22 protein-coding genes are annotated in these 21,778 nt (G+C 68.6%); 15 read left to right on the forward strand and 7 right to left on the reverse strand.

Going from position 1 to position 21,778, the window contains the following annotated elements; all coding sequences use genetic code 11:
* Positions 1-28 precede the first annotated feature (28 nt).
* From GR702_RS07125 to hemC, 3 genes are read right to left on the reverse strand one after another with little or no spacing between them, the layout of a single operon-like run.
* Positions 29-922, reverse strand: coding sequence for a hypothetical protein (locus GR702_RS07125; protein WP_160985284.1), 894 nt, complete (start codon positions 920-922; stop codon positions 29-31).
* Positions 923-941: 19 nt separating this feature from the next.
* Positions 942-1,640 carry a uroporphyrinogen-III synthase gene (locus GR702_RS07130; RefSeq protein ID WP_160985285.1) on the reverse strand — a complete coding sequence of 233 codons (699 nt, stop codon included), beginning with the start codon at positions 1,638-1,640 and terminating at the stop codon, positions 942-944.
* A gap of 27 nt (positions 1,641-1,667) precedes the next feature.
* Positions 1,668-2,609, reverse strand: a complete 942-nt coding sequence (gene hemC, locus GR702_RS07135; protein WP_160985286.1) for a hydroxymethylbilane synthase — start codon at positions 2,607-2,609, stop codon at positions 1,668-1,670.
* A 44-nt stretch (positions 2,610-2,653) separates the two neighbouring features.
* On the opposite strand from hemC, the gene tsaD reads away from it, so the two are divergent.
* From tsaD to GR702_RS07160, 5 genes are all read left to right on the forward strand, one after another.
* Positions 2,654-3,688, forward strand: a complete 1,035-nt coding sequence (gene tsaD / locus GR702_RS07140) for a tRNA (adenosine(37)-N6)-threonylcarbamoyltransferase complex transferase subunit TsaD (protein ID WP_160985287.1) — start codon at positions 2,654-2,656, stop codon at positions 3,686-3,688.
* Positions 3,685-4,701: an NAD(P)H-dependent glycerol-3-phosphate dehydrogenase gene (locus GR702_RS07145; RefSeq protein ID WP_160985288.1), complete on the forward strand. Its 1,017-nt coding sequence runs from the start codon at positions 3,685-3,687 to the stop codon at positions 4,699-4,701. Before tsaD ends, GR702_RS07145 begins: the two co-directional genes overlap by 4 nt.
* The gene (locus GR702_RS07150) at positions 4,698-6,221 is read left to right on the forward strand and encodes a lipopolysaccharide biosynthesis protein (RefSeq protein WP_202408116.1); all 1,524 of its coding nucleotides are present in this window, start codon (positions 4,698-4,700) and stop codon (positions 6,219-6,221) included. Before GR702_RS07145 ends, GR702_RS07150 begins: the two co-directional genes overlap by 4 nt.
* Before the next feature lie 43 nt (positions 6,222-6,264).
* A complete protein-coding gene (locus GR702_RS07155; protein ID WP_160985289.1) occupies positions 6,265-6,987 on the forward strand; it encodes an OmpA family protein in 723 nt (240 codons plus the stop codon).
* Between the two features lie 139 nt (positions 6,988-7,126).
* Positions 7,127-7,810 carry a hypothetical protein gene (locus tag GR702_RS07160; protein WP_160985466.1) on the forward strand — a complete coding sequence of 228 codons (684 nt, stop codon included), beginning with the start codon at positions 7,127-7,129 and terminating at the stop codon, positions 7,808-7,810.
* Between the two features lie 26 nt (positions 7,811-7,836).
* Here GR702_RS07160 and GR702_RS07165 read toward each other — a convergent pair whose 3' ends face one another.
* Both GR702_RS07165 and uvrB read right to left on the reverse strand, forming a co-directional pair.
* Entirely contained in the window at positions 7,837-8,925 is a 1,089-nt protein-coding gene (locus GR702_RS07165) for a helix-turn-helix transcriptional regulator (RefSeq protein WP_160985290.1), read from the reverse strand.
* Positions 8,926-9,189: 264 nt separating this feature from the next.
* Positions 9,190-11,376 carry an excinuclease ABC subunit UvrB gene (gene uvrB, locus GR702_RS07170; RefSeq protein WP_160985291.1) on the reverse strand — a complete coding sequence of 729 codons (2,187 nt, stop codon included), beginning with the start codon at positions 11,374-11,376 and terminating at the stop codon, positions 9,190-9,192.
* 150 nt (positions 11,377-11,526) lie between these two features.
* Here uvrB and GR702_RS07175 point away from each other — a divergent pair, with 150 nt between their 5' ends.
* Together GR702_RS07175 and GR702_RS07180 are read left to right on the forward strand one after the other, a co-directional pair.
* Positions 11,527-12,087 carry a DUF3617 domain-containing protein gene (locus GR702_RS07175; protein WP_160985292.1) on the forward strand — a complete coding sequence of 187 codons (561 nt, stop codon included), beginning with the start codon at positions 11,527-11,529 and terminating at the stop codon, positions 12,085-12,087.
* A 23-nt stretch (positions 12,088-12,110) separates the two neighbouring features.
* A complete protein-coding gene (locus GR702_RS07180) occupies positions 12,111-12,875 on the forward strand; it encodes an esterase/lipase family protein (protein ID WP_160985293.1) in 765 nt (254 codons plus the stop codon).
* A gap of 49 nt (positions 12,876-12,924) precedes the next feature.
* Here GR702_RS07180 and GR702_RS07185 read toward each other — a convergent pair whose 3' ends face one another.
* Positions 12,925-14,433: a YifB family Mg chelatase-like AAA ATPase gene (locus tag GR702_RS07185; protein WP_160985294.1), complete on the reverse strand. Its 1,509-nt coding sequence runs from the start codon at positions 14,431-14,433 to the stop codon at positions 12,925-12,927.
* Positions 14,434-14,588: 155 nt separating this feature from the next.
* Between GR702_RS07185 and GR702_RS07190 the strand changes: the two genes are divergently transcribed.
* Positions 14,589-15,359 carry an alpha/beta hydrolase gene (locus tag GR702_RS07190; protein WP_160985295.1) on the forward strand — a complete coding sequence of 257 codons (771 nt, stop codon included), beginning with the start codon at positions 14,589-14,591 and terminating at the stop codon, positions 15,357-15,359.
* 4 nt (positions 15,360-15,363) lie between these two features.
* Here the strand turns inward: GR702_RS07190 and GR702_RS07195 are convergent, their stop codons facing one another.
* Entirely contained in the window at positions 15,364-15,612 is a 249-nt protein-coding gene (locus GR702_RS07195) for a hypothetical protein (RefSeq protein ID WP_160985296.1), read from the reverse strand.
* A gap of 250 nt (positions 15,613-15,862) precedes the next feature.
* Between GR702_RS07195 and rpmH the strand changes: the two genes are divergently transcribed.
* From rpmH to GR702_RS07230, 7 genes are all read left to right on the forward strand, one after another.
* Complete coding sequence (gene rpmH, locus GR702_RS07200) at positions 15,863-15,997, forward strand: 50S ribosomal protein L34 (RefSeq protein ID WP_039388288.1); 135 nt, start codon at positions 15,863-15,865, stop codon at positions 15,995-15,997.
* Between the two features lie 137 nt (positions 15,998-16,134).
* Positions 16,135-16,518: a ribonuclease P protein component gene (rnpA, locus tag GR702_RS07205; RefSeq protein ID WP_160985297.1), complete on the forward strand. Its 384-nt coding sequence runs from the start codon at positions 16,135-16,137 to the stop codon at positions 16,516-16,518.
* A gap of 41 nt (positions 16,519-16,559) precedes the next feature.
* Positions 16,560-16,760 (forward strand): membrane protein insertion efficiency factor YidD, encoded by a 201-nt coding sequence (gene yidD, locus GR702_RS07210; RefSeq protein ID WP_237449612.1) that lies wholly within the window; start codon positions 16,560-16,562, stop codon positions 16,758-16,760.
* 68 nt (positions 16,761-16,828) lie between these two features.
* Positions 16,829-18,595: a membrane protein insertase YidC gene (gene yidC / locus GR702_RS07215; RefSeq protein WP_160985299.1), complete on the forward strand. Its 1,767-nt coding sequence runs from the start codon at positions 16,829-16,831 to the stop codon at positions 18,593-18,595.
* A gap of 3 nt (positions 18,596-18,598) precedes the next feature.
* The gene (gene yihA / locus GR702_RS07220; RefSeq protein WP_160985300.1) at positions 18,599-19,243 is read left to right on the forward strand and encodes a ribosome biogenesis GTP-binding protein YihA/YsxC; all 645 of its coding nucleotides are present in this window, start codon (positions 18,599-18,601) and stop codon (positions 19,241-19,243) included.
* 218 nt (positions 19,244-19,461) lie between these two features.
* The gene (locus GR702_RS07225) at positions 19,462-20,607 is read left to right on the forward strand and encodes a DUF47 family protein (protein WP_160985301.1); all 1,146 of its coding nucleotides are present in this window, start codon (positions 19,462-19,464) and stop codon (positions 20,605-20,607) included.
* Positions 20,608-20,613: 6 nt separating this feature from the next.
* Positions 20,614-21,615 carry an inorganic phosphate transporter gene (locus GR702_RS07230; protein ID WP_160985302.1) on the forward strand — a complete coding sequence of 334 codons (1,002 nt, stop codon included), beginning with the start codon at positions 20,614-20,616 and terminating at the stop codon, positions 21,613-21,615.
* Positions 21,616-21,778: the final 163 nt, after the last annotated feature.

Below are 21,778 nucleotides of genomic sequence, written 5' to 3' on the forward strand. Positions count from 1 at the left end.
TGGCCGCACCACGCCTGCTGCTTTGTTCCTACTCCGCCACCGCGCCTTCGGTAGGTTCCCCTTCCGGAGCGACCGGCGCCAGCGGACTGGGCTGATCGACCGCCTGTCCGGCCGAATCCTGCAGCCTCGCAGGCTCCAGCATCGCCGTCGTCTCGAGGAGGTCGAGCGCCTTCTGTGCCGCTTCGAAGCGACGGGCGTCGGCAATCCAGGTGTCGGCCGCCTCCGCCCCGGGCAGGCGTTCCACTTCGCCGATTGCATTGTCGATGCGGCGTGCGGTGAGCATGAGGCGCGCACGGTCGATCCGCGCGGCCGGGGTGGCCAGCGTGCCGGAGTCGCGGCGCACCGTGAACAGCGAAGTCGCCTCGTGGCGGACGCGGTCCCACAGGGTCTGGTCGGTCTGCGTGACGGTCAGTTCCGGGGAAAGCGCCTCGAGCCGCGCGGCGAGCCCGTCGATAGTGACGGGGTTGGCGGCGAAGTCGATCACCGTCTGCACCGCGCGCGGCTGGGCGTTCATGAAGCGCAGGCGCAGCTGATCGGCGACATGGCCGAGCGGCTCGCCGCGATCTACCATGCGCCGCGCGGCGAAGGCGATCAGCAGGCCCTCGGCCCGCCCGGCGTTCCCTGCGGCGGCGTTCGTCTCGAAGTCTATGCGGGAGATGCGGTCCTCGAGCAGGGCCACGCGCCCCTCAACCGTGCCGATCGCCGACATCTGCGCGGCAGGCGATGGTGGAGGCGGCGCGCTGACGGCGACTTGCGGCGTCTCGGCGGGCTGGGGCAGCAGCACCGAAAGGTAGCCCCTTGCGGCGAACCAGGCGACAAGGGCCGCGCCAAGAAGGAAAGCGACCAGCGCGATGAACAGCGTGGGACCCCATGAACGGCTCCGGCCGGAGACGCGGGTGGGGGGTGCCGAAATGTCCTGCATCAAGCCCTTTTGGTGGCAACTAAAGTCCCGGACCGGCTTCTTGGCACATCCGCGAGGCCAAGGCCAGCAGCGCCGCATCGTCGGGCAGGGACGCGGAGCGCAGGTCCCGCCAGCCCGCACCCGCCTGCGCCGCGACCCGTGGACCGATGGCCGCAAGCAGGAGCCGGCTGCGGTCGATCCCGTGCACGTCGCAAAGGTGGGCGAAGTGGGCTGCCGCGCTGCCCGAATGCAGCAGCGCAAGCGCCGGCCGCGACAGGAGCGCAGCGATTTCGGGAGGGAGGGGAAGCGGCTCGCTGGAGTAGACTTCGCGCAGGACGACTTCCACCCCGGGGGGCAGTGCCAGCTCCACCCGCTCTCGTCCGGCAAGGCGCAGGAGGCGGCGGTGACCGGGAGCAAGCGCGCCCAACATGGCCTGAAGCCCGCCCTTTCCGCTCGCCACCACGTCGAGGCCCGCCGCGCGAGCGGCCCCGGCCGTCGTGGCTCCCACCGCATAGGCCGGAACCCCGCGATACCGGGCGAGCGCCGGGCCGCCATGGCGCAGCGCATTGGTGCTGCCGAGCAGAACCGCATCGACATGGGCGCGCGGCACCGGCTCCCAGGCAAGCGGGCCCACTGCGAACAGCGGGCAGGCCCGGGCATCAAGCCCCATCTGGCGCGCCGCCTCTAGCGTAGCCGATGCGCCCGGCTCCGGTCGCAGGATCAGGACAGGAAGGCTCATACGAGGGCGGACCTTCGCCGCATGGGCTCAGCCGGCACCGGCGAAATGCACTGTGATCGTCGGAACCGCGCGGGCGAGCAGGTCCGCGGCGAGATCCAGCGGCCCCTGCATGTCGCCCGCCGTGAACCGCGCTTCGCCCCTGACGTGCTCGGCCCCGTCCGGGCTGTAGAGCGCGGCCTGCATCACCAGCATGCCCTCTTCGCTGCGGGTCAGTACGGCGATGGGGCTGTGGCAGTTGCCGCCGAGACCCGCGAGCAGCGCCCGCTCGGCCATGACCTGTGCACGGCTTTCGGCATGGTCGATGCGGGAGAGGAAGGCGCGCGTCTCGTGGTCGTTGGCGCGGCACTCGATCATGATGGCGGCCTGGGCGGGCGCGGGAAGCCAGTCCTCGGCGTCGAGCGGGTGGCCGGTGCCGCTTTCGCCAAGGCGGTTGAGCCCGGCAAGCGCAAGGAATGTCGCATCCGCCTCTCCGGCGGCGAGCTTGGCGAGGCGGGTGGCGACATTGCCGCGGAACGTCACGACCCGGCAGTCGGGGCGCGCGTGCAGCAGTTGCGCGGCGCGGCGCGGAGCGCTGGTGCCCACGACGGCGCCCTGGGGCAGCGCGGCGATGGAGGCGGCACCAACCAGAACGTCGCGCACGTCTTCCCGGGGGAGAATGGCGCCGATCTCGAAGGCTTCGGGGCGAATCGTCTCGACGTCCTTGGCGGAATGGACGGCGAAGTCGATGTCACCCGAAGCGAGCCACGCGTCGAGTTCCCGCGTCCACAGGGCCTTGCCGCCGATCTCCGCCAGGGCCCGGTCCTGAATGCGATCGCCGCTGGCGGTCACCGCAACGATCTCTATATGCGCGAGATCGATTCCATGCGCCTCGGCAAGGCGGCGCTGGGCTTCGTGTGCCTGTGCCATCGCGAGGGGCGAGCGGCGGGTGCCCAGCTTGAAGCGGTCTTTGTGGTGTCTATCGTGGGTCATCGGCGGGTTGTGCTACTCGCCAATGTCGTTCAGGGGAAGGTCGGATGAGGATTGTACTCGGCATCGAATCTTCCTGCGACGAAACGGCCGCCGCGCTGGTCACCGACGAACGGGTGATCCTGGCCCAGCGCATCGCCTCGCAGGACGAGGCGCACCGTCCCTACGGCGGCGTCGTGCCCGAGATCGCCGCGCGCGCCCATGCCGAACGCCTGACCCCGCTCATCGAGGCGACGCTTGGCGATGCCGGCATGACGCTGGACCAGGTGGACGCCATCGCCGCGACCGCAGGGCCTGGCCTAATCGGCGGAGTGATGGTTGGCCTCGTCACCGCGAAGGCGCTCGCGATGGCGAGCGACAAGCCGCTTATCGCGGTGAACCACCTCGAAGGGCATGCGCTCTCGCCGCGCCTTGCGGATGCGGCTCTCGAATATCCGTACCTCCTGCTGCTCGTCTCGGGCGGACACTGCCAGATCCTGCTGGTGGAAGGCGTCGGCAGCTTCCGCCGGTTCGCCACCACCATCGACGACGCGCTGGGCGAGGCGTTCGACAAGTCCGCCAAGGTGCTGGGCCTTGGCTATCCCGGCGGTCCCGCGCTGGAGCAGCTTGCCCTTCAGGGCGATGCGAAGAAGGTGCCGCTGCCGCGCCCACTCAAAGGTTCGGCCGAGCCGCACTTCTCCTTCGCCGGGCTCAAGAGCGCGGTGCTGCGCGCCAAGCAGTCGGGCGAATACTCCGATGCCGACATCGCCGCATCGTTCCAGCAGGCGGCGATCGATTGCCTGGTAGACCGGCTTCGCGGCGCGCTGGCGAAGGCGGGCAAGGTGAACGCGCTCGTCGTCGCCGGAGGGGTTGCGGCGAACAAGGCGATTCGCGGAGCGCTGGAGGAACTTGCGGCCGGGCACGACCTGCCCTTCATCGCGCCGCCCCTTGGTCTTTGCACCGACAATGCGGCGATGATCGCATGGGCCGGGATGGAGCGGCTCGAGCGCGGACAGTCGGACCCGCTCGATGTGGCCGCCCGCCCGCGCTGGCCTCTGGACCCGGAGGCGCAAGCCGTTCGCGGTGCGGGAGTGAAGGCATGAGCACGCCGCAGGTCGGAGTGATCGGCGCCGGCGCCTGGGGCACCGCTCTCGCGCAGGCGCTGGCCGGTCCGCGCGACGGGGACGAAGGCACCGAAGTGCTGCTCTGGGCGCGGGAAGAGGCGCTTGCCGCGCAGATCAACCGCGAACATCGCAACAGCCTCTACCTGCCCGACGCAGCGCTTTCGCCCGCCATTCGTGCCACGAGCGAGCTTGCCGAACTCGCCGCGCTGCCGGTGCTGCTGGTGGTCGTCCCGGCGCAGTTCCTCGCCTCGGTGATCGCCCGGCTTCCCGCGGGTTCGCGCGACCTCGTCCTCTGCGCGAAAGGTATCGAGGCCGGGACGGGGCGGCTGATGGCCGATGTCGCGACAGGCGTTGCGCAGGCGGAGCGGCTTGCGGTGCTTTCCGGCCCCACCTTCGCCCACGAAGTCGCCGCAGGCCTGCCCACGGCCGTCACTCTCGCCTGCGGAGGCGGGCCCGAGCAGTGGGCGCGTCTTTCGCCGCTGCTCGCCCGTCCGGCGCTCAGGCCCTATTATTCCGACGATGTGACCGGAGCCGAGATCGGAGGCGCCGTGAAGAACGTGCTCGCCATCGCCTGCGGAGTGGTCGAGGGCCTGAACCTGGGCCAGAACGCGCGCGCGGCGCTCATCGCTCGCGGCTATGCGGAGATGCTGCGCTTCGGGCTTGCGCGCGGCGCGAGGGCGGAGACGCTTTCGGGCCTCTGCGGCCTGGGCGATCTGGTGCTGACGTGCTCTTCCACTTCCAGCCGCAACTTCTCGCTTGGCCTCGCCCTCGGCAAAGGGTTGAGCGCGGCAGAGGCGCTTTCGGGCAAGTCGAGCGTGGCGGAAGGAGCGGCGACGGCGCCGGTGCTGGCCGAACTTGCCCGCCGTGAAGGCGTGCAGATGCCGATTGTCGAGGCCGTCGCCCGGCTGCTGCGAGGCGAGGCTCCGGCCGCAACCGTGGTCAGCGACCTGCTCGCGCGCCCGCTGCGCGCCGAACAGGAGCCCGCCGCTTGAGCGAGATACCGGTTCCGCGAAGCGAAGCCACGCGCGAGGAACGCCAGCAGGACGACATCGCGGCGCTTGCCAAGGGCGGGCGCACGAACCTGTTCGGCTTCTTCCTGCGCCTCGCCGCGCGCATTCCCTTTCTTTTCATCGCGGGCCGCGCCGCTGCCTATGGTCCGGCCGCGCTGGGTCGTTTCGCCTCGGCGCTGGTGCTGATCGAACTCACCTCGATGCTCTGCACCATGGGCGAGAAGCGCGGGCTTGCCCAACGCCTGTCCGAAAGCGAGGGCAAGGTCCACCCCGCCAACGTGATTGCCGACGGCATGGTGCTGGCGGTCATCACCAGCTTCTCGGCGGCGGCTTTCTTCTGGTTCGTGCCGGCGCTGCTGTTCCCCGGCGGCCACTACACCTGGATCGACCGGCTCATGGTGATCGCCCTTCCGGCGATGACGATGACCGAGATCTGGCTGGCCGCGCTCGCCTATCGCCTGCGCGTCACGCCCACGGTGTGGTCGCGCGCGATCGTGGAGCCGTGGACGATCTCGATCATGGCCGGCCTGATGATCTGGGTGGCGCCCGAAAGCGGCCTCTCGATCGCCTACATCGCCTCGATCTACGCCGCCGCGCTCACCGCGTTCATCCCCTTCTTCCGCGAATACGGGGTGCCGCGTGGCTGGCGGCCGAAGCTTGGAGGCATGCGCAAGCTTGCCTGGCACTCGCTGCCCATCGCGCTGGCGGACGCCATCGAATGGGGCACGCGGCGCGTGGACATCTTCCTGCTCGGCTTCCTCGCTCCGCCCGCTGCGGTCGGTATCTACTACGCCGCGCAGCAGGTGGCGAGCCTGCCCCAGAAGCTCAAGACCAGCTTCGAGCCGGTGCTGGGCCCCGTCATCACCCGCAACCTCAAGGAGCGCGACTACGGGGCCATCGCCCGGCAGGTGTGCCAGGTGGGCTTCTGGATCACCGCATCGCAGGCCGGCATAGCGCTTGCGCTCGGCCTTCCGGGCGAAGGCGTCATGGGCCTCGTCGGGCGCGAGTTCGTGGCGGGCACGGGCGCGCTCGCCTTCCTCCTCGCAGCCGAAGTCGTGGCGGCCACCGCGGTGGTCAGCGAGGCGGCACTCGTCTACGTGGCGCGCGTACGCAATCTCGTCGTATCGGTGGCGACGATCGTGCTGCAGGCGGGTCTGACGCTGGGCGGCATCCTCCTCATGCAGCGGCTCGGCTATGATTCGCTCTACCAGGCTGCGGCGGCTGCCGTGGCGCTGATGCTTTCGCTCGGCATGGCATCGGTGGTGAAGTCGATCATGCTGTCGCGCATCCTGGGGCAGCCGATCAACAACTGGCGCTGGGCGCTCGTCTGGGCGGCGGCTCCGGCGGTCATCATCGGCTACATCACGAAGTGGCTGCTGCCCGAGTGGGCGGCGATGTCGCTCGGCATTCCGGCGATCCTGCTCTCCTACTTCTGGGTGATCTGGAAGAAGGCGTTCGGCCCCGAGGACCGCAAGCTGTTCCAGAAGGCGAAGCCTGCCTGAGAAGCGGGCTGACAGCCCGGCGACGAGGCTTTAGGCAGAACCCATGAACCCCCGCCGCGCTTCCATCATCCTCGCCGGAGCGGCACTGTGCGTCGCCCTGTCCTTCGCTTACACGCGCGTGCAGGGGGGCGTGTTCATCGCAGACCTGCGCAGCAGCGCCATTGCAGCGCGCGACGCTGCCGGAGGGCAGGGCATCACGCTCGCCTTCAGCGACAGCTATGGCTGGCTGACGCGCCATCCCGTGCTGTCGGGTGGAAAGGGCCTGGATGCGCGCACCCGCACCCGCGTGGCCGCCGCGATCACGAAGGTGCCGGGCATCGGCGGCGTAAGCTGGGCCAGCGAAGGGGATGCGCGAACCTCCTCGGCCCACTGCCAGGACGATGTGGAGCGCATCCTCGAAACCCGCACGATCCGCTTCGGCGAGGCGAGCACTCGCCTTGACCCCGCCAGCGAGCGCCTGCTGGACGAAGTCGCGCGCGCGCTGCGGCCCTGCGTCGGCAGCCTCATCGCCGTCACCGGGCACACCGACGCGGGCGGCAATCCCAAGGTCAACGTGGCGCTTTCGCTCGCCCGGGCGGAGGCGGTGCGCTCCGCACTGGTGGCGCGGGGCATTCCCGCCGATGGACTGCGCGCGGCAGGCCTGGGTTCCGCGCGTCCTGTCGAGGGTCTGGACCCGGCCGATCCTGCCAACAGACGCATCGAATTCTCGGTGATCTTCTCCGCGCCGGTGAAGCCCACTCCGATAGACACGCCCGGGCCTGAATGAACGCGGGCGCGGGGACTAGGAAAGGAGCCTGCCTTGCCGCTATGGCTTGAACTGGCCGTTTCGGTGCTGCTGACCTACGGGATCGGCTTTGGCATCGGGGCGTTGCTTTGGAACCGGAAGGGGTGAATTCGTGCTGCAAATGATCGAGGCCAACTGGCTGATCTTCATCGCCGCGCTGCTGATCGGCGTCGTGGTCGCGTACTGGGTCTTCGTGCGCGGCTCGAAACCCGCCCGGCGCGAGCATCGTCCCGACGTGCTGGACGAAGGCGCTGCTCCCGCGCAGCGCAACCAGGCCTTGATCGACGCGCCGCCTGCCGCCCAGTTCGAGACGCCGGTCCACCTCGATCCTCCGCCCATGGCAGGCGTGATGGCAGGCATCGGCGAAGTCATCGCCGTGGCCGCGCAGGAAGAGGCGGACGATGCCCGCTCGCGCCGGAGCGAAGAGGCCGCCCGGACGCTGGCGGATTATGAAGGGACTCAAGGCGGAGACACGCCGCAGCCGCCGCAGACGATCGCGGCAGAGCCCGATCCTACGCCCGCAGCGCCCGCAGCGCCGATGGTCGAAGGCAATGGCGACGAAGCCGTCGCGGACGACCTGCGCAGGATCAAGGGCTTGGGTCCGAAGATGGCGACCGTGCTGCATTCGCTCGGGATCACCACCTATGCCCAGATCGCGGCGTGGAACGATGCCGATCTCGACCAGCTCGATACACGACTCGGAGCCTTCGCCGGTCGTCCGCGCCGCGACAACTGGGTGGAGCAGGCGCGCCTGCTCTCCAGCGGGGATACGGGCGCATACGAGGCGAAATTCGGCAAGCTCTGAGCCGTGGACGCGGGTGGCAGCTTGTCCTAGCGGCTCGCCAGCTCCACCACTGCCCGCGCGACCGCAACCAGTTCGGCCTCTCGGTTCACGCCTGCCTTGTGGAAGATCGTGCGCAGCTGGGTGGCGACGGTCTGGACGCTCACCCCGCGTATCGCGGCAACGTCGCGGCGGGAACGCCCCTGCGCCAGAAGCGAGACGATCTCTCCCTCGGCCGGGGTGAGGCCGAGCGCCATCGACAGCCGGGCGCCCTGGTCTTCCGGGGGCGGCGTGGGCGCCTTGAGCGTTACGATCACGCCCGGCGCGAAGCCGAAGTTCCAGTCCTGCCGGGGCAGTGCGCAAATCTCGACCAGGAGCGGCCCCGCCGGACCTTGCAGCCATATCTCGTCTGGCATGGCCGAGGGACTGGCCAGCGCGGCGGCGAGGCGCAGCTGCAGCGCGCCGTCCCGCTCCGGGCGAGCCGCCTGCAGCCTGCCGCCGCGCACCTGCAGGGTGCCCGGGCCGAGCAGCGCCCGCGCCCGGTCCGTCACCGCGCAGACGCGCCCGGTCGCATCGAGGAGAATGGCTGCGGCGCGCAGGGCGTCTAGCGATCCCCGCAGCAGCGCGGCGCCCCGGTGCTCCACCGCGCGTTGCAGACGGATTGCCGCCATGACGTGCGGCGCGGCGTCCAGCAGCGCCTGGCGCTGTGCCTCGGTGGTGCGCCCGTCGCTTGCCGAATGCAGCGCGGCAAGCCCGAAGAAGGCGCCCGGCTGATCCGCCAGCACCAGTTGCGCTCCATGCTCCGCGTCCCAGCGGCGGACATGCTGCATATAGGCGTCGTTCGGGGCAGCGGCGCGCACGGCATCGTAGTGGTGTTCCCAGACCAGCTCGTACGGCCCGCGCGAGGCGCCGACGCGATAGTTCACATCGGGGCGATGCCCATCGATTGCGGCGAAATCCTCGACGTAGCCTTCCTCGATGTCGGTGACCCAGTTGAACAGCGCGTGCCGTTCTCCGATGGCAATGAGCTGCGCGCGCGATGAGCCGGTGGAGCCTGCCAGCGCCTTCAGGGCCTTGTCCCAGCCCGCCTCCTGGAACGGGGCCCGGGCGAACATCGCCCCGAGATCATCGATTCGCATGGCCTGCCCCCCGACTGCGCCTCGGGCCAATCTGAACACTGCATCAGGTTAACGCAAGGCCACCAAAATTGGCGTGTTTATCCGGGACATACCACGATCGTGGTATGCGCGTGGAACCGGAATCGCGCATGACGAAGGTGCGACCCGAAGGACGGCGAAACGCCATCTGGAGACCTTGCCCGGGTGCTGGAGATCCGGCGTCCGGGCATTTTTCCCGCCCCAGGCAAGGCTACTCCCCGGTTCCGGGCGGTCGTACGGCCGGCGCTACTTTCCGAACTTCCTTTGCGTCTTGCCGTACCGCATCTTGCGCGTGCCGGGCTTGCCCTCGTTCGAGCGACCGACGCGCGGCGCCTTGTGCTCGGCCTCGGGGAGCCCAAGCTCGCTCTGTTCCAACCGCCTAATTTCGTCGCGAAGGCGGCCCGCTTCCTCGAATTCGAGGTCGGCGGCAGCGGTGCGCATGCGCTTTTCGAGGTCTTCGATATAGGCGCGCAGGTTGTGGCCCACGAGATTGTTGCGGCCATCGTCTTCCAGATCGACCACCACGCCATCGCGGCTCGCGGTGTCGGCAACGATGTCGGCGATGCGGCGCTTGATGGTCTGCGGAGTGATGCCGTGCTCGCGGTTGTACTCCTCCTGCCGGGTGCGGCGGCGGTCGGTCTCGGCGATGGCGCGCTCCATGGAGCCCGTCATCCGGTCGGCGTAGAGGATCACGCGCCCGTCGACGTTGCGCGCCGCGCGGCCGATGGTCTGGATCAGCGATGTCTCCGAGCGCAGGAAGCCCTCCTTGTCGGCATCGAGAATGCACACCAGCCCGCATTCGGGAATGTCCAGGCCCTCGCGCAGCAGGTTGATGCCAACCAGCACGTCGTAGACCCCCATGCGCAGGTCGCGGATGAGCTCGATGCGCTCCAGCGTCTCGACGTCCGAGTGCATGTACCGCACGCGCACGCCGGCTTCGTGCATGAACTCGGTCAGGTCCTCGGCCATGCGCTTGGTGAGCGTGGTGACAAGCGTGCGGTAGCCCTTGGCCGCCGTCTCCTTGCACTCGTTGATGCAGTCCTGCACCTGGTCCTCGACCGGCCGGATCGTCACGGGCGGGTCGATCAGGCCGGTGGGGCGGATGACCTGCTCGGCGAAGACGCCGCCGGTCTGTTCCATTTCCCAGCTGCCGGGCGTGGCGGAAACCGCGAAGGTCTGCGGGCGCATCGCGTCCCACTCGTTGAAGCGCAGGGGACGGTTGTCGATGCAGCTGGGCAGGCGAAAGCCGTATTCCGCCAGCGTGATCTTGCGGCGGTGGTCGCCCCGCGCCATCGCGCCGATCTGCGGCACCGTCTGGTGGCTTTCGTCGACGAACAGCAGCGCGTTGTCGGGCAGGTACTCGAACAGGGTGGGCGGCGGCTCGCCGGGCAGGCGGCCGGTCAGGAAGCGGCTGTAGTTCTCGATGCCGTTGCACGATCCGGTGGCGGCGATCATCTCGAGGTCGAAGTTGGTGCGCTGTTCGAGCCGCTGGGCTTCCAGCAGGCGCCCTTCGGTCTCCAGTTCCTTCAGCCGCTCCGTCAGCTCGAAGCGGATCGCCTCGCTCGCCTGCCGCATGGTCGGGCCGGGGGTGACGTAGTGGGAGTTCGCGTAGACGCGGATCTTGTCGAGGCTCGCGCCCTTCTTGCCGGTGAGCGGATCGAACTCGGAGATCTCCTCGATTTCGTCGCCGAAGAAGCTGATGCGCCAAGCCACGTCCTCGAGGTGCGAGGGGAACAGTTCCAGGCTGTCACCGCGCACGCGGAAGTTCCCGCGCGCAAAGGCCACGTCGTTGCGCTTGTACTGGAGCGCGACGAGCTTGCGGATGATCTCGGTCTGGTCCTGCGCCTTGCCCACCTCAAGGTCGAAGATCATGGCCGAGTACGTCTCGACCGAGCCGATGCCGTAGAGGCATGAGACCGAGGCGACGATGATGACGTCGTCTCGCTCCAGCAGGGCGCGGGTGGCCGAGTGGCGCATCCGGTCGATCGCCTCGTTCACCGAGCTTTCCTTCTCGATGTAGGTGTCGGAGCGCGGCACGTAGGCCTCGGGCTGGTAGTAGTCGTAGTAGGAGACGAAGTACTCCACCGCGTTCTCGGGGAAGAAGTCCTTCATCTCGGCATAGAGCTGGGCGGCCAGGATCTTGTTGGGCGCAAGGATCAGCGCGGGGCGCTGCAGTTCCTCGATCACCTTGGCCATGGTGAAGGTCTTGCCCGAGCCGGTGACGCCCAGCAGCACCTGCGTCTTCTCGCCGTCGAGGGCGGAGCCCACCAGTTCGGCGATGGCCGTGGGCTGGTCGCCGGCGGGCTGGTACTCGGAGACGATCCGGAAAGGCCTGCCCGGCATCGACTTGTCGGGACGCTGCGGCTTGTGGGGGACGAAGGCGCCCGTGGTATCGGGTTCCTCGAGGCCGCGACGGATGATGAGCTCTGCCATGGAGGAACATATGGGGTATGCATCGGGCGTCGGCAACCGGGTCGGACGGAAGCGCTCCGACAGGCGGGCAACACCCGGGGCGGTAATGCGTTGACCCGGCGATCAGGGGCTGCCAGCCCACCGGCCATGATGAACAGGAAGGTAGCGCGAATGACGGTCAGGTTCGGGATCATGGCGACGGCGGCGCTGGGTGTGCTGGCGCTGGCGGGCTGCGGCTCGAAGGAAGAGGATGCGGCCCGGGGCGGTCCCAAGTCGGTCGCGCAGGTCCGCGAGGAAGCCGGCAAGCTCGAACGTCCCGAACCCGGCGAATACCGGCAGCAGGTGGAGATCACGAGCCTGGAAGTGCCCGGCATGCCCGCAGACGCTGCAGAGCAGATGAAATCGGCGATGAAAGCCACGCAGGACGGGACGTTCTGCCTCACCAAGGCCGATGCCGAGCGTGGATACGAAGACATGTTCAACGGCATCGGCAAGGGAAACCATTGCAGCCATTCGAAGTTCGACGTTGATGGCGGCCAGCTCGATGCCCAGATGGAGTGTCAGTCCCAGCAGCAGGGCAAGGCGGTCATGAAGGTGAAGGGCACCGTGGCGAAGGACGGCTCGAATGTCACGGTCGTCATGGATACCACCGGAGGCCCGCCGCCGATAACGACGATGAAGATGACGATGCAGCTCACCACCACCCGCCTCGGCGATTGCAAGGGCACCTGATCGAAAGCGATGCGCGAAGGCCGATGGAACCTCTGAAGAACGATCAGGAACGGTTTCCCGGATCGCTGCGCGACGCCATCGCGCGGCGGGCCGCCTTCGCGCGCGAACCGCACCCGGTGGGCGTGCGCAAGCCGCCGCTGGAGTTGATGTGGGCGGAACTGCGCTCGCTCTATCGCGGCGGCCACCGCGGGCAGATCGTCCGCCCCGCCGCGCGGCCGATGCCGGTGATGCTGCTGCCCGGCTTCGGTTCCCACCCCAAGCGCATGCAGCCGATGGCCGAAGCGCTGGCGGCAGCCGGGCATCATGTCCATGGCTGGGGCCTGGGCTTCAACTTCGGGCCGACGGAGCGCAACTTCTCGTACCTGATGCGCCGGGTCGCCGTGATCGCACGGGAAAGCTGGTCCCCGGTCGCTCTCGTGGGCTGGAGCCTTGGCGGCCTCTTCGCGCGCGAGATCGCGCGGCGCCAGCCCGAGATGGTGGCCAAGGTCATCACTATGGGCACGCCCTTTTCGGGCGATCCGCGCGCGAACAATGCGTGGAAGGCCTACCAGATGGTAACGGGCCATTCGGTCGACGCGCCGCCGATAGAGTGCGACTTCTCGGTCAAGCCGGGAGTGCCGACGATCGCGCTGTGGAGCCCGCGCGACGGCATCGTCCAGCCGCGCGCCGCAGCCGGATGGCCGCACGAGCGTGACCGTGCCATCCCCATCCGCTGCAGCCACCTCGATTTCTCGAGTTCTCCCAAGGTCGTGGCAGAAGTGCTCCGGCAACTCGACGTGAAGGAATAGGTCGTGCGAACCGTCCGCGCGGGCCGCGGGCGAGGCTGTTGACGCCCGCTCAGTTCACAGGCGCGCGCCGCCGGTAGCTCAGCGCTTCGGCGATATGGACGCGGCCCACCTGCTCCGCGCCTGCCAGATCGGCGATCGTGCGCGCCACTCTCAGGATCCGCACGTAGCCGCGGGCCGAAAGGCGCATTGCCTCGGCCGCCTGCAGCAGCAGCTTGCGGCCGGCATCGTCCGGCGTCGCGTGCGCCTCGAGGAGGTCTCCATCGAGTTCGGCGTTGGTGCGGGCCGATGCGCCCTCCAGCCGCCGGGTCTGGATGGCCCGCGCCCGCGCGACACGCGTGGCCACCTCGTCGCTCCCTTCCTTGGCGGGCGGAAGAGCGAGATCGACGGCGCGCACCGGATCGACTTCCACGTGCAGGTCGATACGGTCGAGCAGCGGGCCCGATACCTTGCTCTGATAGTCTGCCGCGCACTTGGGCGCCCGGCTGCAGGCGAGCGCCGGATCGCCAAGGTGGCCGCAGCGGCAGGGGTTCATCGCCGCGATGAGCTGGACGCGGGCAGGGTACGTCAGGTGCGCATTGGCGCGCGCGACGGTGACTTCTCCCGTTTCCAGCGGCTGCCGCAGCGAATCGAGCGCCTGGCGCTGGAACTCGGGCAGTTCGTCGAGGAACAGGACGCCGAGGTGCGCCATCGACACTTCCCCGGGTCGCACCTTGAGGCCGCCGCCCGTCAATGCCGCTATCGAGGCGGAGTGATGGGGTGCGCGATAGGGGCGGGCGCGGCTGATGCGCCCTCCTTCCAGCGTTCCCGCGACCGAGGCCACCATCGAGACCTCCAGCGCCTCCGCCGGGGTCAGGTCCGGAAGAATGCCCGGCAGGCACGAGGCGAGCAGCGACTTGCCCGCGCCGGGCGGCCCGACCATCAGGAGGTTGTGCGAACCGGCAGCCGCGATCTCCAGCGCCCGGCGTGCGGTTTCCTGTCCCTTCACCTGCCGCATGTCCCGGCTGCGTGCGGGCGCCTCGACGGTGCCGGGCTGCGGGATCGGCAGGACCTGGATGCCGCGCAGGTGATTGAGCAGGCTGACGAGATCGGGCGCGGCGACCACCGGCACGCCGCTGGCCCATCGCGCCTCGGGTCCTTGCGCGGCGGGGCAGATCAGGCCGCGCCCCCCCTCATGCGCGTGGAGCGCGGCAAGCAGCACGCCGGGCGACGGGATCACCCGGCCATCAAGCGCGAGTTCGCCCACGGCCACGAAGTCCGCCAGCATTTCCGCATCGATGACGCCCATCGCGGCGAGGAGCGCCAGCGCGACCGGGAGATCGTAGTGCGAGCCTTCCTTGGGCAGGTCGGCGGGCGAAAGGTTGATGGTGATCCGCTTGGGCGGCAGCGCCAGTCCCATTGCGGTGAGCGCGGCGCTGACCCGCTGGCGGCTTTCCCCGACCGCCTTGTCCGGCAGGCCGACGAGAGTGAAGCCCGGGAGTCCGGGGGCGATCTGGCACTGCACTTCCACCGCGCGCGCCTCGAGCCCGAGATACGCGACCGTGGATACCAGTGCGACCACGAAAAATCCCCCTGGGAGCCCGGCGAGCCGGGCGAGAACGGAAGAGCGCGTAGTAACAGCGCGGCTTATCCGTGCCAGTGCGTAAATCATGCCTTACAGCGTTTTAACCGGACTTGTGAGGAGCAGGGTAAGGGCGCCTGGCGCATCCTTCGCGCATGCGCTCGCTCACTGCATGCCTCGGCCTTGCCTGCCTTGTCGCCGTATCCCCCCTGTCGGCGCAGGTGATCGAGTACGAGGCGGTCGAAGTGGATGCCTACCACGCCGCCGGTGGTGGCGAGCGCAGCCTCTTCCTTCAGGGAACCGGAGCGGCTCCGGCAGCCGACCCGGTTCCGGGCGCATCCTACCTCGCCCCCCCTTCGACGGATGCGCCCGTTCATTCCGCGCCGACGATCCCGCTCGGCGCCGCAGCCTATGGCCCGTTCCGCGTGCTCGACGGCGGGCGAGCCGCGCTGGTCGACGTGACGGATGAGCGCAGCCCGGCCCAGTTCGAGGCCATGCTGCGCGAGCACCCGGGCATCGCCACGATCGAGATGGTGGACTGCCCCGGGACCGAGGACGACCTTGCCAACCTGAGGCTTGGCCGCCTCATCCGTCAGCGCGGCATCGCCACCCACGTGCCGGCAGGCGGCTCCGTGCGGTCCGGAGGGGTCGAGCTGTTCCTTGCCGGCGCGCGCCGCATGGCCGATCCGGGCGCCGAGTTCGCGGTCCATTCATGGCAGGACGATACCGGTATGGAGCCGTCGGACTATGGAGCCGCGGCGCCCGAGAACCTTCGCTACCTCGACTATTACAAGCAGATGGGCTTCAGTCCGATCGAGGCGGAGGCTTTCTATGCCATGACCAATTCGGTCCCCTTCTCCTCCGCGCGCTGGTTCGGGTCGGGCGAGATGAGCCTGTGGGTGCGCCTGGAGCCGGCAGGCGCCTGAGCGCTCAGCCGAACAGCGAGGCGAGCCAGCCGCGCGGCCGCCGGACGGGCGGTGCACCCGATTCGCGCAGCAGGTAATTCGCCAGCACTGCCGCCTGGCTCTTCGTCATCAGCACCGAGGTCTGCTGTGGAGGCTCGCCCTCCTGCCATGTCGGCCGGTCGTAGGTCTGGAGCGTGAGCGCCAGGCGCTCGCCCAGGTCCTTTGCCTGCCAGCCCACGAGTACGCCGGCGCGTGCGCCGCTTTCGTCCTGCATTCACCCATCCACACGCACGAGGTCGAAAAAGGGTGATTCCCGATTGCGCGGCACGGCGCAACTCTGCGAAATGAGGACGCACGCGCATTGCCCCGCTGGAATCAGGGCCCGGCCGGGTCTGGAGCGAGTACTCGGCCTTGACTCGGGTGAACCCCTCCAGTATCGGCGCGCAGGAGTTTAGCGGTCGTCCTGTAAGGGCGGCCCTTTTTGTTCAGGTCCTTCGGGGCCAGTTGGAATTTCGAGGACCGACATGAAGCGCACTTTCCAGCCCAGCCGCCTTGTTCGCGCCCGCCGTCACGGCTTCCGCGCCCGCACGGCGACCGTCGGCGGCCGCAAGGTGCTTCGCGCTCGCCGCGCTCGCGGCCGCAAGAAGCTCTCGGCCTGATTCGCCGCTGGCGGCAGGGGCTCGCGCCCTTGCAGGCCAGTCAGCGGGCGGCGCCAGCCCATGCTCTCGCCATCGTGCGGGGGCATGGGCTGGCGCCGTTTTGCTTTGGCGCGAATCGCGGGTAAGCATCCGAGCCGATGGCCGACGCCTATACCATCCTGACCCGCCGGGCGGATTTCCTTGCCGCGAATCGCGGTCTTCGAGTCGCGCGGCCGGGTTTCGTGCTGCTTGCCAACCGCAACGACGGACAGGGGCGGCGGGCCGGTATCACGGTGACGAAGAAGATCGGCAACGCCGTCGTGCGCAATCGCATGAAGCGGCGCTTCCGGGCGCTCCTGCGCGAACTCCTGCCGGAGCATGGCCTGGCGGATACCGATCATGTCCTGATCGGCCGCGAAGGGGGGATCGAACGCGATTTCGCCGTCCTGCGCAGCGAACTCGTGGCCGCACTCGGCCGTGCCGGCGCGGGCAAGGGCGATGCGCCCCGGCCGCAGAACCGCCGGCGGGGCCCGCGCAAGTGAAAAAGGCGCTGGCCTTCCTCGTCTCCCTTCCGGGCCTGCTGATGATCGGCCTTGCGCGGCTGTGGCAGATCGGCCCTTCGGCCATCATGCCGCCCACCTGCCGGTACAGCCCCTCGTGTTCGCAATACGCCATCGAGGCGGTGCGCAGGCATGGTGCGATCAAGGGTGGATTGCTGGCGTTCTGGCGTCTATTGCGCTGCAACCCTTGGGGCGGGCACGGTCACGATCCGGTCCCGGACTGACGAGACCTTGAAGAAGCCGGTGGCGCGCCGCGCCGCCGCGACCGGAATACGAGCAGGAACAAGCCTTCGTGGAAAACCAGCGCAACATCATCCTAGCGGTCCTGCTGACCGCGCTCGTCCTGTTCGGGTGGGAAGCCGGTGTCGGCTACTTCTACCCGCAAGCCAAGACGCCGACGCAGACCGTCGCGGCGGGAGGTGCCGAAAAGGCGACCAGCCCGACCAAGCCGACCCGCGAGGGCGGCCTGCGCGATGCGGCCGACGTGGCGCTGGAGACGAAGGACCTCAAGAGCGCGCTGGCATCGGGCGGCCGTGTCGCCATCGCCGCGCCGGGCCTCTCGGGCTCGATCAACCTGACGGGCGCCATCGTCGACGACCTCGTGCTCAATCGCCACCGCGAGACGGTGGAGAAGAAGTCGGGCCCTGTGCGCCTGTTCTCCCCGGCGGGCACCCCGGCGCAGCAGTTCGCGCAGGTGGGCTGGGTGGGCGAGGGCGTCGCCACGCCGACCGCGCAGACTGTCTGGACCGCGCCTGCCGGCGCAAGGCTGACCCCGCAGACCCCGCTGACGCTGACCTGGTCCAACCCCACCGGCCAGCGCTTCGCGATTACTTACACAATCGACAAGGACTACATGATCTCGGCCGCGCAGACGGTCGAGAACGCGGGCGGTGCGCCGGTGACGGTCAGGCCCTTCGCGCTCGTCAACCGCACCGACAAGACCGCCAGCCTCGACACGTGGAACGTCCACTCGGGCCCGATCGGCGCCTATGACGGCTCGGTCAGCTTCGCGACCAACTACGAGGACGTCGCCGAGGCGAAGACCGTGGCCAATGCCGGGCGCACCGACTGGATCGGCTTCACAGACGTCTACTGGATGTCGGCGCTCGCCCCGGTAGGCGCCAGCGCCGAAGGCACGTTTCGCTCGCTCGGCAACTCGGTCTTCCGTGCGGACCTGGTCTACGACCAGAAGGTCCTCCAGCCCCGCCAGCGCATGACGGTGACGACCAAGCTGTTCGCCGGCGCCAAGGAGCACGCCGTCCTCGACGCCTATGAGGCGCAGGGCATCGCCAACTTTGGCCTCGCGATCGACTGGGGCTGGTTCCGCTGGTTCGAGAAGCCGATCTTCTGGTTGCTGGTGAAGCTGTTCAGCCTGACCAGCAACTTCGGCGTCGCCATCATCCTGCTGACCGCGATCGTGCGCGGCATCATGTTCCCGATCGCCCAGCGCGGCTTCGCCTCGATGGCGGCCATGCGCGCCATCCAGCCCAAGATGAAGGCGATCCAGGAGCGCTACAAGGACGACAAGCCGCGCCAGCAGCAGGAGATCATGGCCCTCTACAAGAGCGAAGGCGTGAACCCGATGGCCGGGTGTTTGCCGATGTTCCTGCAGATCCCGGTGTTCTTCGCGCTCTACAAGGTGCTGATCCTTGCGATCGAGATGCGCCACCAGCCTTTCGTGCTGTGGATCAAGGACCTTTCCTCGCCCGATCCGCTGCATATCCTCAACCTGTTCGGGCTGCTGCCGTTCGAGCCGCCCGCGTTCCTGGCGATCGGCCTGCTGGCGCTGCTGCTGGGCATCACCATGTTCCTGCAGTTCAAGCTCAACCCCGCGCAGATGGACCCGGCGCAGCAGCAGGTCTTCATGATCATGCCCTGGTTCATGATGTTCGTGATGGCGCCCTTCGCATCCGGCCTGCTGGTCTACTGGATCACCTCGAACCTGCTGACCATCGCGCAGCAGAAGTACCTCTACAGCCGCCATCCGCAGCTCAAGGCGCAGGCGGAGAAGGACGCGGCCGACAAGGCGCGCGGTACCGGCAAGGGCGCGAAGGCCTGATCCATGGACGATGACGCACAGGCCGACCTCGCGGAACGCGCGCGCAAGCTCTTTTCGGGACCGGTCACGTTCCTGAAGAGCGCGCCTGCGCTCAAGTTCCTGCCCGACCCCGACGTTCCCGAGATCGCGTTCGCAGGCCGCTCGAACGTGGGCAAGTCCTCGCTGCTGAACGCGCTGGTCGGGCGCAAGGCGATCGCGCGCACCTCGGTGACGCCGGGCCGCACGCAGGAGCTGAACTTCTTCGACGTGGGCGAGCCGCTGCGCTTTCGCCTCGTCGACATGCCGGGCTACGGCTTCGCCAAGGCGCCGCCCGCCGTGGTGGAGCAGTGGCGCCGCCTGGTGCGCGATTACCTGCGCGGCCGGGTGGAACTGAAGCGCACGCTGGTGCTGATCGATTCGCGCCACGGCGTGAAGCCGGTGGATGCCGAAATGATGAAGATGCTCGACGAGGCGGCCGTAGGCTATCGCCTGGTCCTGACCAAGGCGGACAAGATCAAGGCGAGCGAACTGGATGCGGTCCACGCCGCAACCATCGCCGAGGCGCGAAAGCACCCTGCGGCGTTCCCGGTGGTCCATGTCACCAGCTCGGAAAAAGGCCTCGGCATCGAGGAACTGCGTGCCGCCGTGCTGGGCGATTCCGAGCTCTGATAAAGGCGATCGCGCGCCCGGCCTCGGCCGGACACGCGGCTGCGCCCGGCGGCCGCAACGCCGTTGCTCCGGAACGGGCGAGACCGCTGCAACCAAACGGTCACTCCATGCGTAGACACTCGAATCCACCGATTGCTTTTGTGACGATTGCGTGACGGCGCCCGCTCCCGTATGGGCCGCGCTTCGCAAGCGCCAAGGGATGAAGAGGAGTCTCGCCGATGCGCCAGATTGCCGTTCTTCCCTACCGCACGCTGGGCAGCGCCGTCGATGCGCCGATCCAGATCCTGCTCATCACATCGCGCAACTCGCGCCGCTGGGTCATCCCCAAGGGCGGGCTGATGAAGGGCATGCCGCCGCACGCCGCCGCCTCGGTCGAGGCCGAGGAAGAGGCCGGCGTGCTGGGCGCGACATGCCCGGTGCCGCTGGGCTCCTACCGCTATCGCAAGCAGCGGAACTCGGGAGCCTGGGTGTGGGCGGACGTCGATGTCTATCCCTTCGCGGTGACCGACGAACTGGTCACGTGGGATGAGCAGCACCAGCGCGAGCGCCGCTGGTTCCCGCTGGCCGAAGCAGCCGACGCGGTGGACGAGGAAGACTTGCGTGCGCTCATCCGTTCCTTCGGCGCGCGCGAGTTCCGCGCCGCCGCCAGTCCCGCGCGCCTGTTCGGCGCTATGGCCGATACCGTGGCCGACAAGACAGGGGTCAATGCCATGTTCGCCTGGTTCCAGAAGCTGCTGCCCGAGCAGGGCAATTTCTTCGACCTCTTCGAGAAGCAGGCCGCCACGCTGGTCGCCGGTGCGGACGCGCTTGCGCGGTTGGCGCAGGGCGGACCGGGCCGTGCCCAGCACATCCGCGAGATCGCCGAGCGCGAGCACGACGCCGACGACATCACCCGCGAAGTGCTCCAGACGGTGCGCCGCAGCTTCCTGACGCCCTTCGACCGCTCGGCGATCACCAGCCTCATCAACACGATGGACGATGCCATCGACGAGATGCAGCAGACGGCCAACGCCTCGGACCTCTACGAGGTTGTAGAGTTCGAGCCCGAGATGGTCGACATGGCGGCGATCATCGTCGATGCCGCGCGGCTGACCGCCGAGGCGATCCCGCTGCTGCGCCGGATCGGCGACAACGGCCATCGCCTGCATGAGTTGACGGAGCGCCTCGTGCGCATGGAAGGCCATGCGGACGAAATCCACGCCGCCGGGCTCAAGCGCCTGTTCAAGGCCGATTCGAACGGCGAGCGCGGCGATCCGATGCACTTCTTCGTGCGGCAGGAGATGTTCAAGCGGCTCGAACGCGTGGTGGACCGCTTCGAGGATCTCGCCAACGAGATCGACGGCCTGGTCATCGACCACTCGTAAACGGCCATGGACCACAGTCTTGCCCTGCCGCTGCTGTTCGGCCTCGTCGCGCTGGCGCTGGCGTTCGACTTCCTGAACGGCCTTCACGACGCTGCCAACGCGATCGCGACGGTGGTGGCGACGCGGCTGCTCTCCCCGGTGGCGGCAGTGCTGTTCGCGGCCGCCGGCAACTTCGCGGCGTACTTCTTCGTCGGCCTCCATGTCGCCGAGACGGTGGGCAAGGGCATCATCCAGGTCGATGCCGTGACGCCGGCGGTGGTGTTCGGCGCGCTGGTGGGCGCGATGTTCTGGAACGTGCTGACCTGGCTGAAAGGCATCCCCTCCAGTTCCAGCCACGCGCTGATCGGCGGGCTGCTGGGCGCCGGGATCGCGCACGGCGGCGTCGGCGTCGTCGAAAGTTCGGGCACGCTCAAGACCATCGCCGCCATCTTCGTCTCGCCCCTCCTGGGTTTCGCGCTGGCCATGCTGCTGATGCTGGCGACGAGCTGGCTGTTCCGGGGTTTCAGCCCGCGCCGTTCGAATACCGTGTTCAAGACGCTGCACCTCTTCTCCAGCGCCGCCTATTCGATCAGCCACGGCGGCAACGACGCGCAGAAGACCATGGGCATCATCGCGGTGCTGCTCTATTCCACCGGGCATATGTCGGGCGGCTTCCACGTGCCGCACTGGGTCGTCCTCTCGTGCTACGTGGCGATTTCGCTCGGCACGCTTTCGGGCGGATGGAAGATCATCAAGACGATGGGCTCCAAGCTCACCAAGCTGAACCATCACTCGGGATTTTGCGCCTCGACCGCAGGCTCGGTCGTCGTCTTCGGGGCGAGCGCGCTGGGCATTCCGGTCTCCACGACGCATGCGATCACCGGTTCGATCGTGGGCACGGGCGCCGCGCGCCGGTCCAGCGCGGTGCGCTGGTCGGTGGCGAGCCGGGTGATCGTTGCCTGGTTCATCACGATCCCGGCCAGCGCCGCCGTCGGCGCGGCGTTCTACCTGTTGACGCGGGTGTTCTAAGGCCCGCACGGGCTAAGGGCACGGGTCGGGGCAGGCGGGCGCCGCTCGGTTTCCTACATCCGGAGCCGGCGCTACATTCGCGCAGGTTCTTTCACATCGTCGTCCGGCCCCGCCTTTCCGCTTCAAGAAAGGTGCCCCGCGCGTATGCACTTCATCAACGAAA

The organism is Novosphingobium silvae (assembly GCF_009856825.1).
In the GTDB taxonomy this organism is placed as follows: Bacteria; Pseudomonadota; Alphaproteobacteria; order Sphingomonadales; family Sphingomonadaceae; genus Novosphingobium; species Novosphingobium silvae.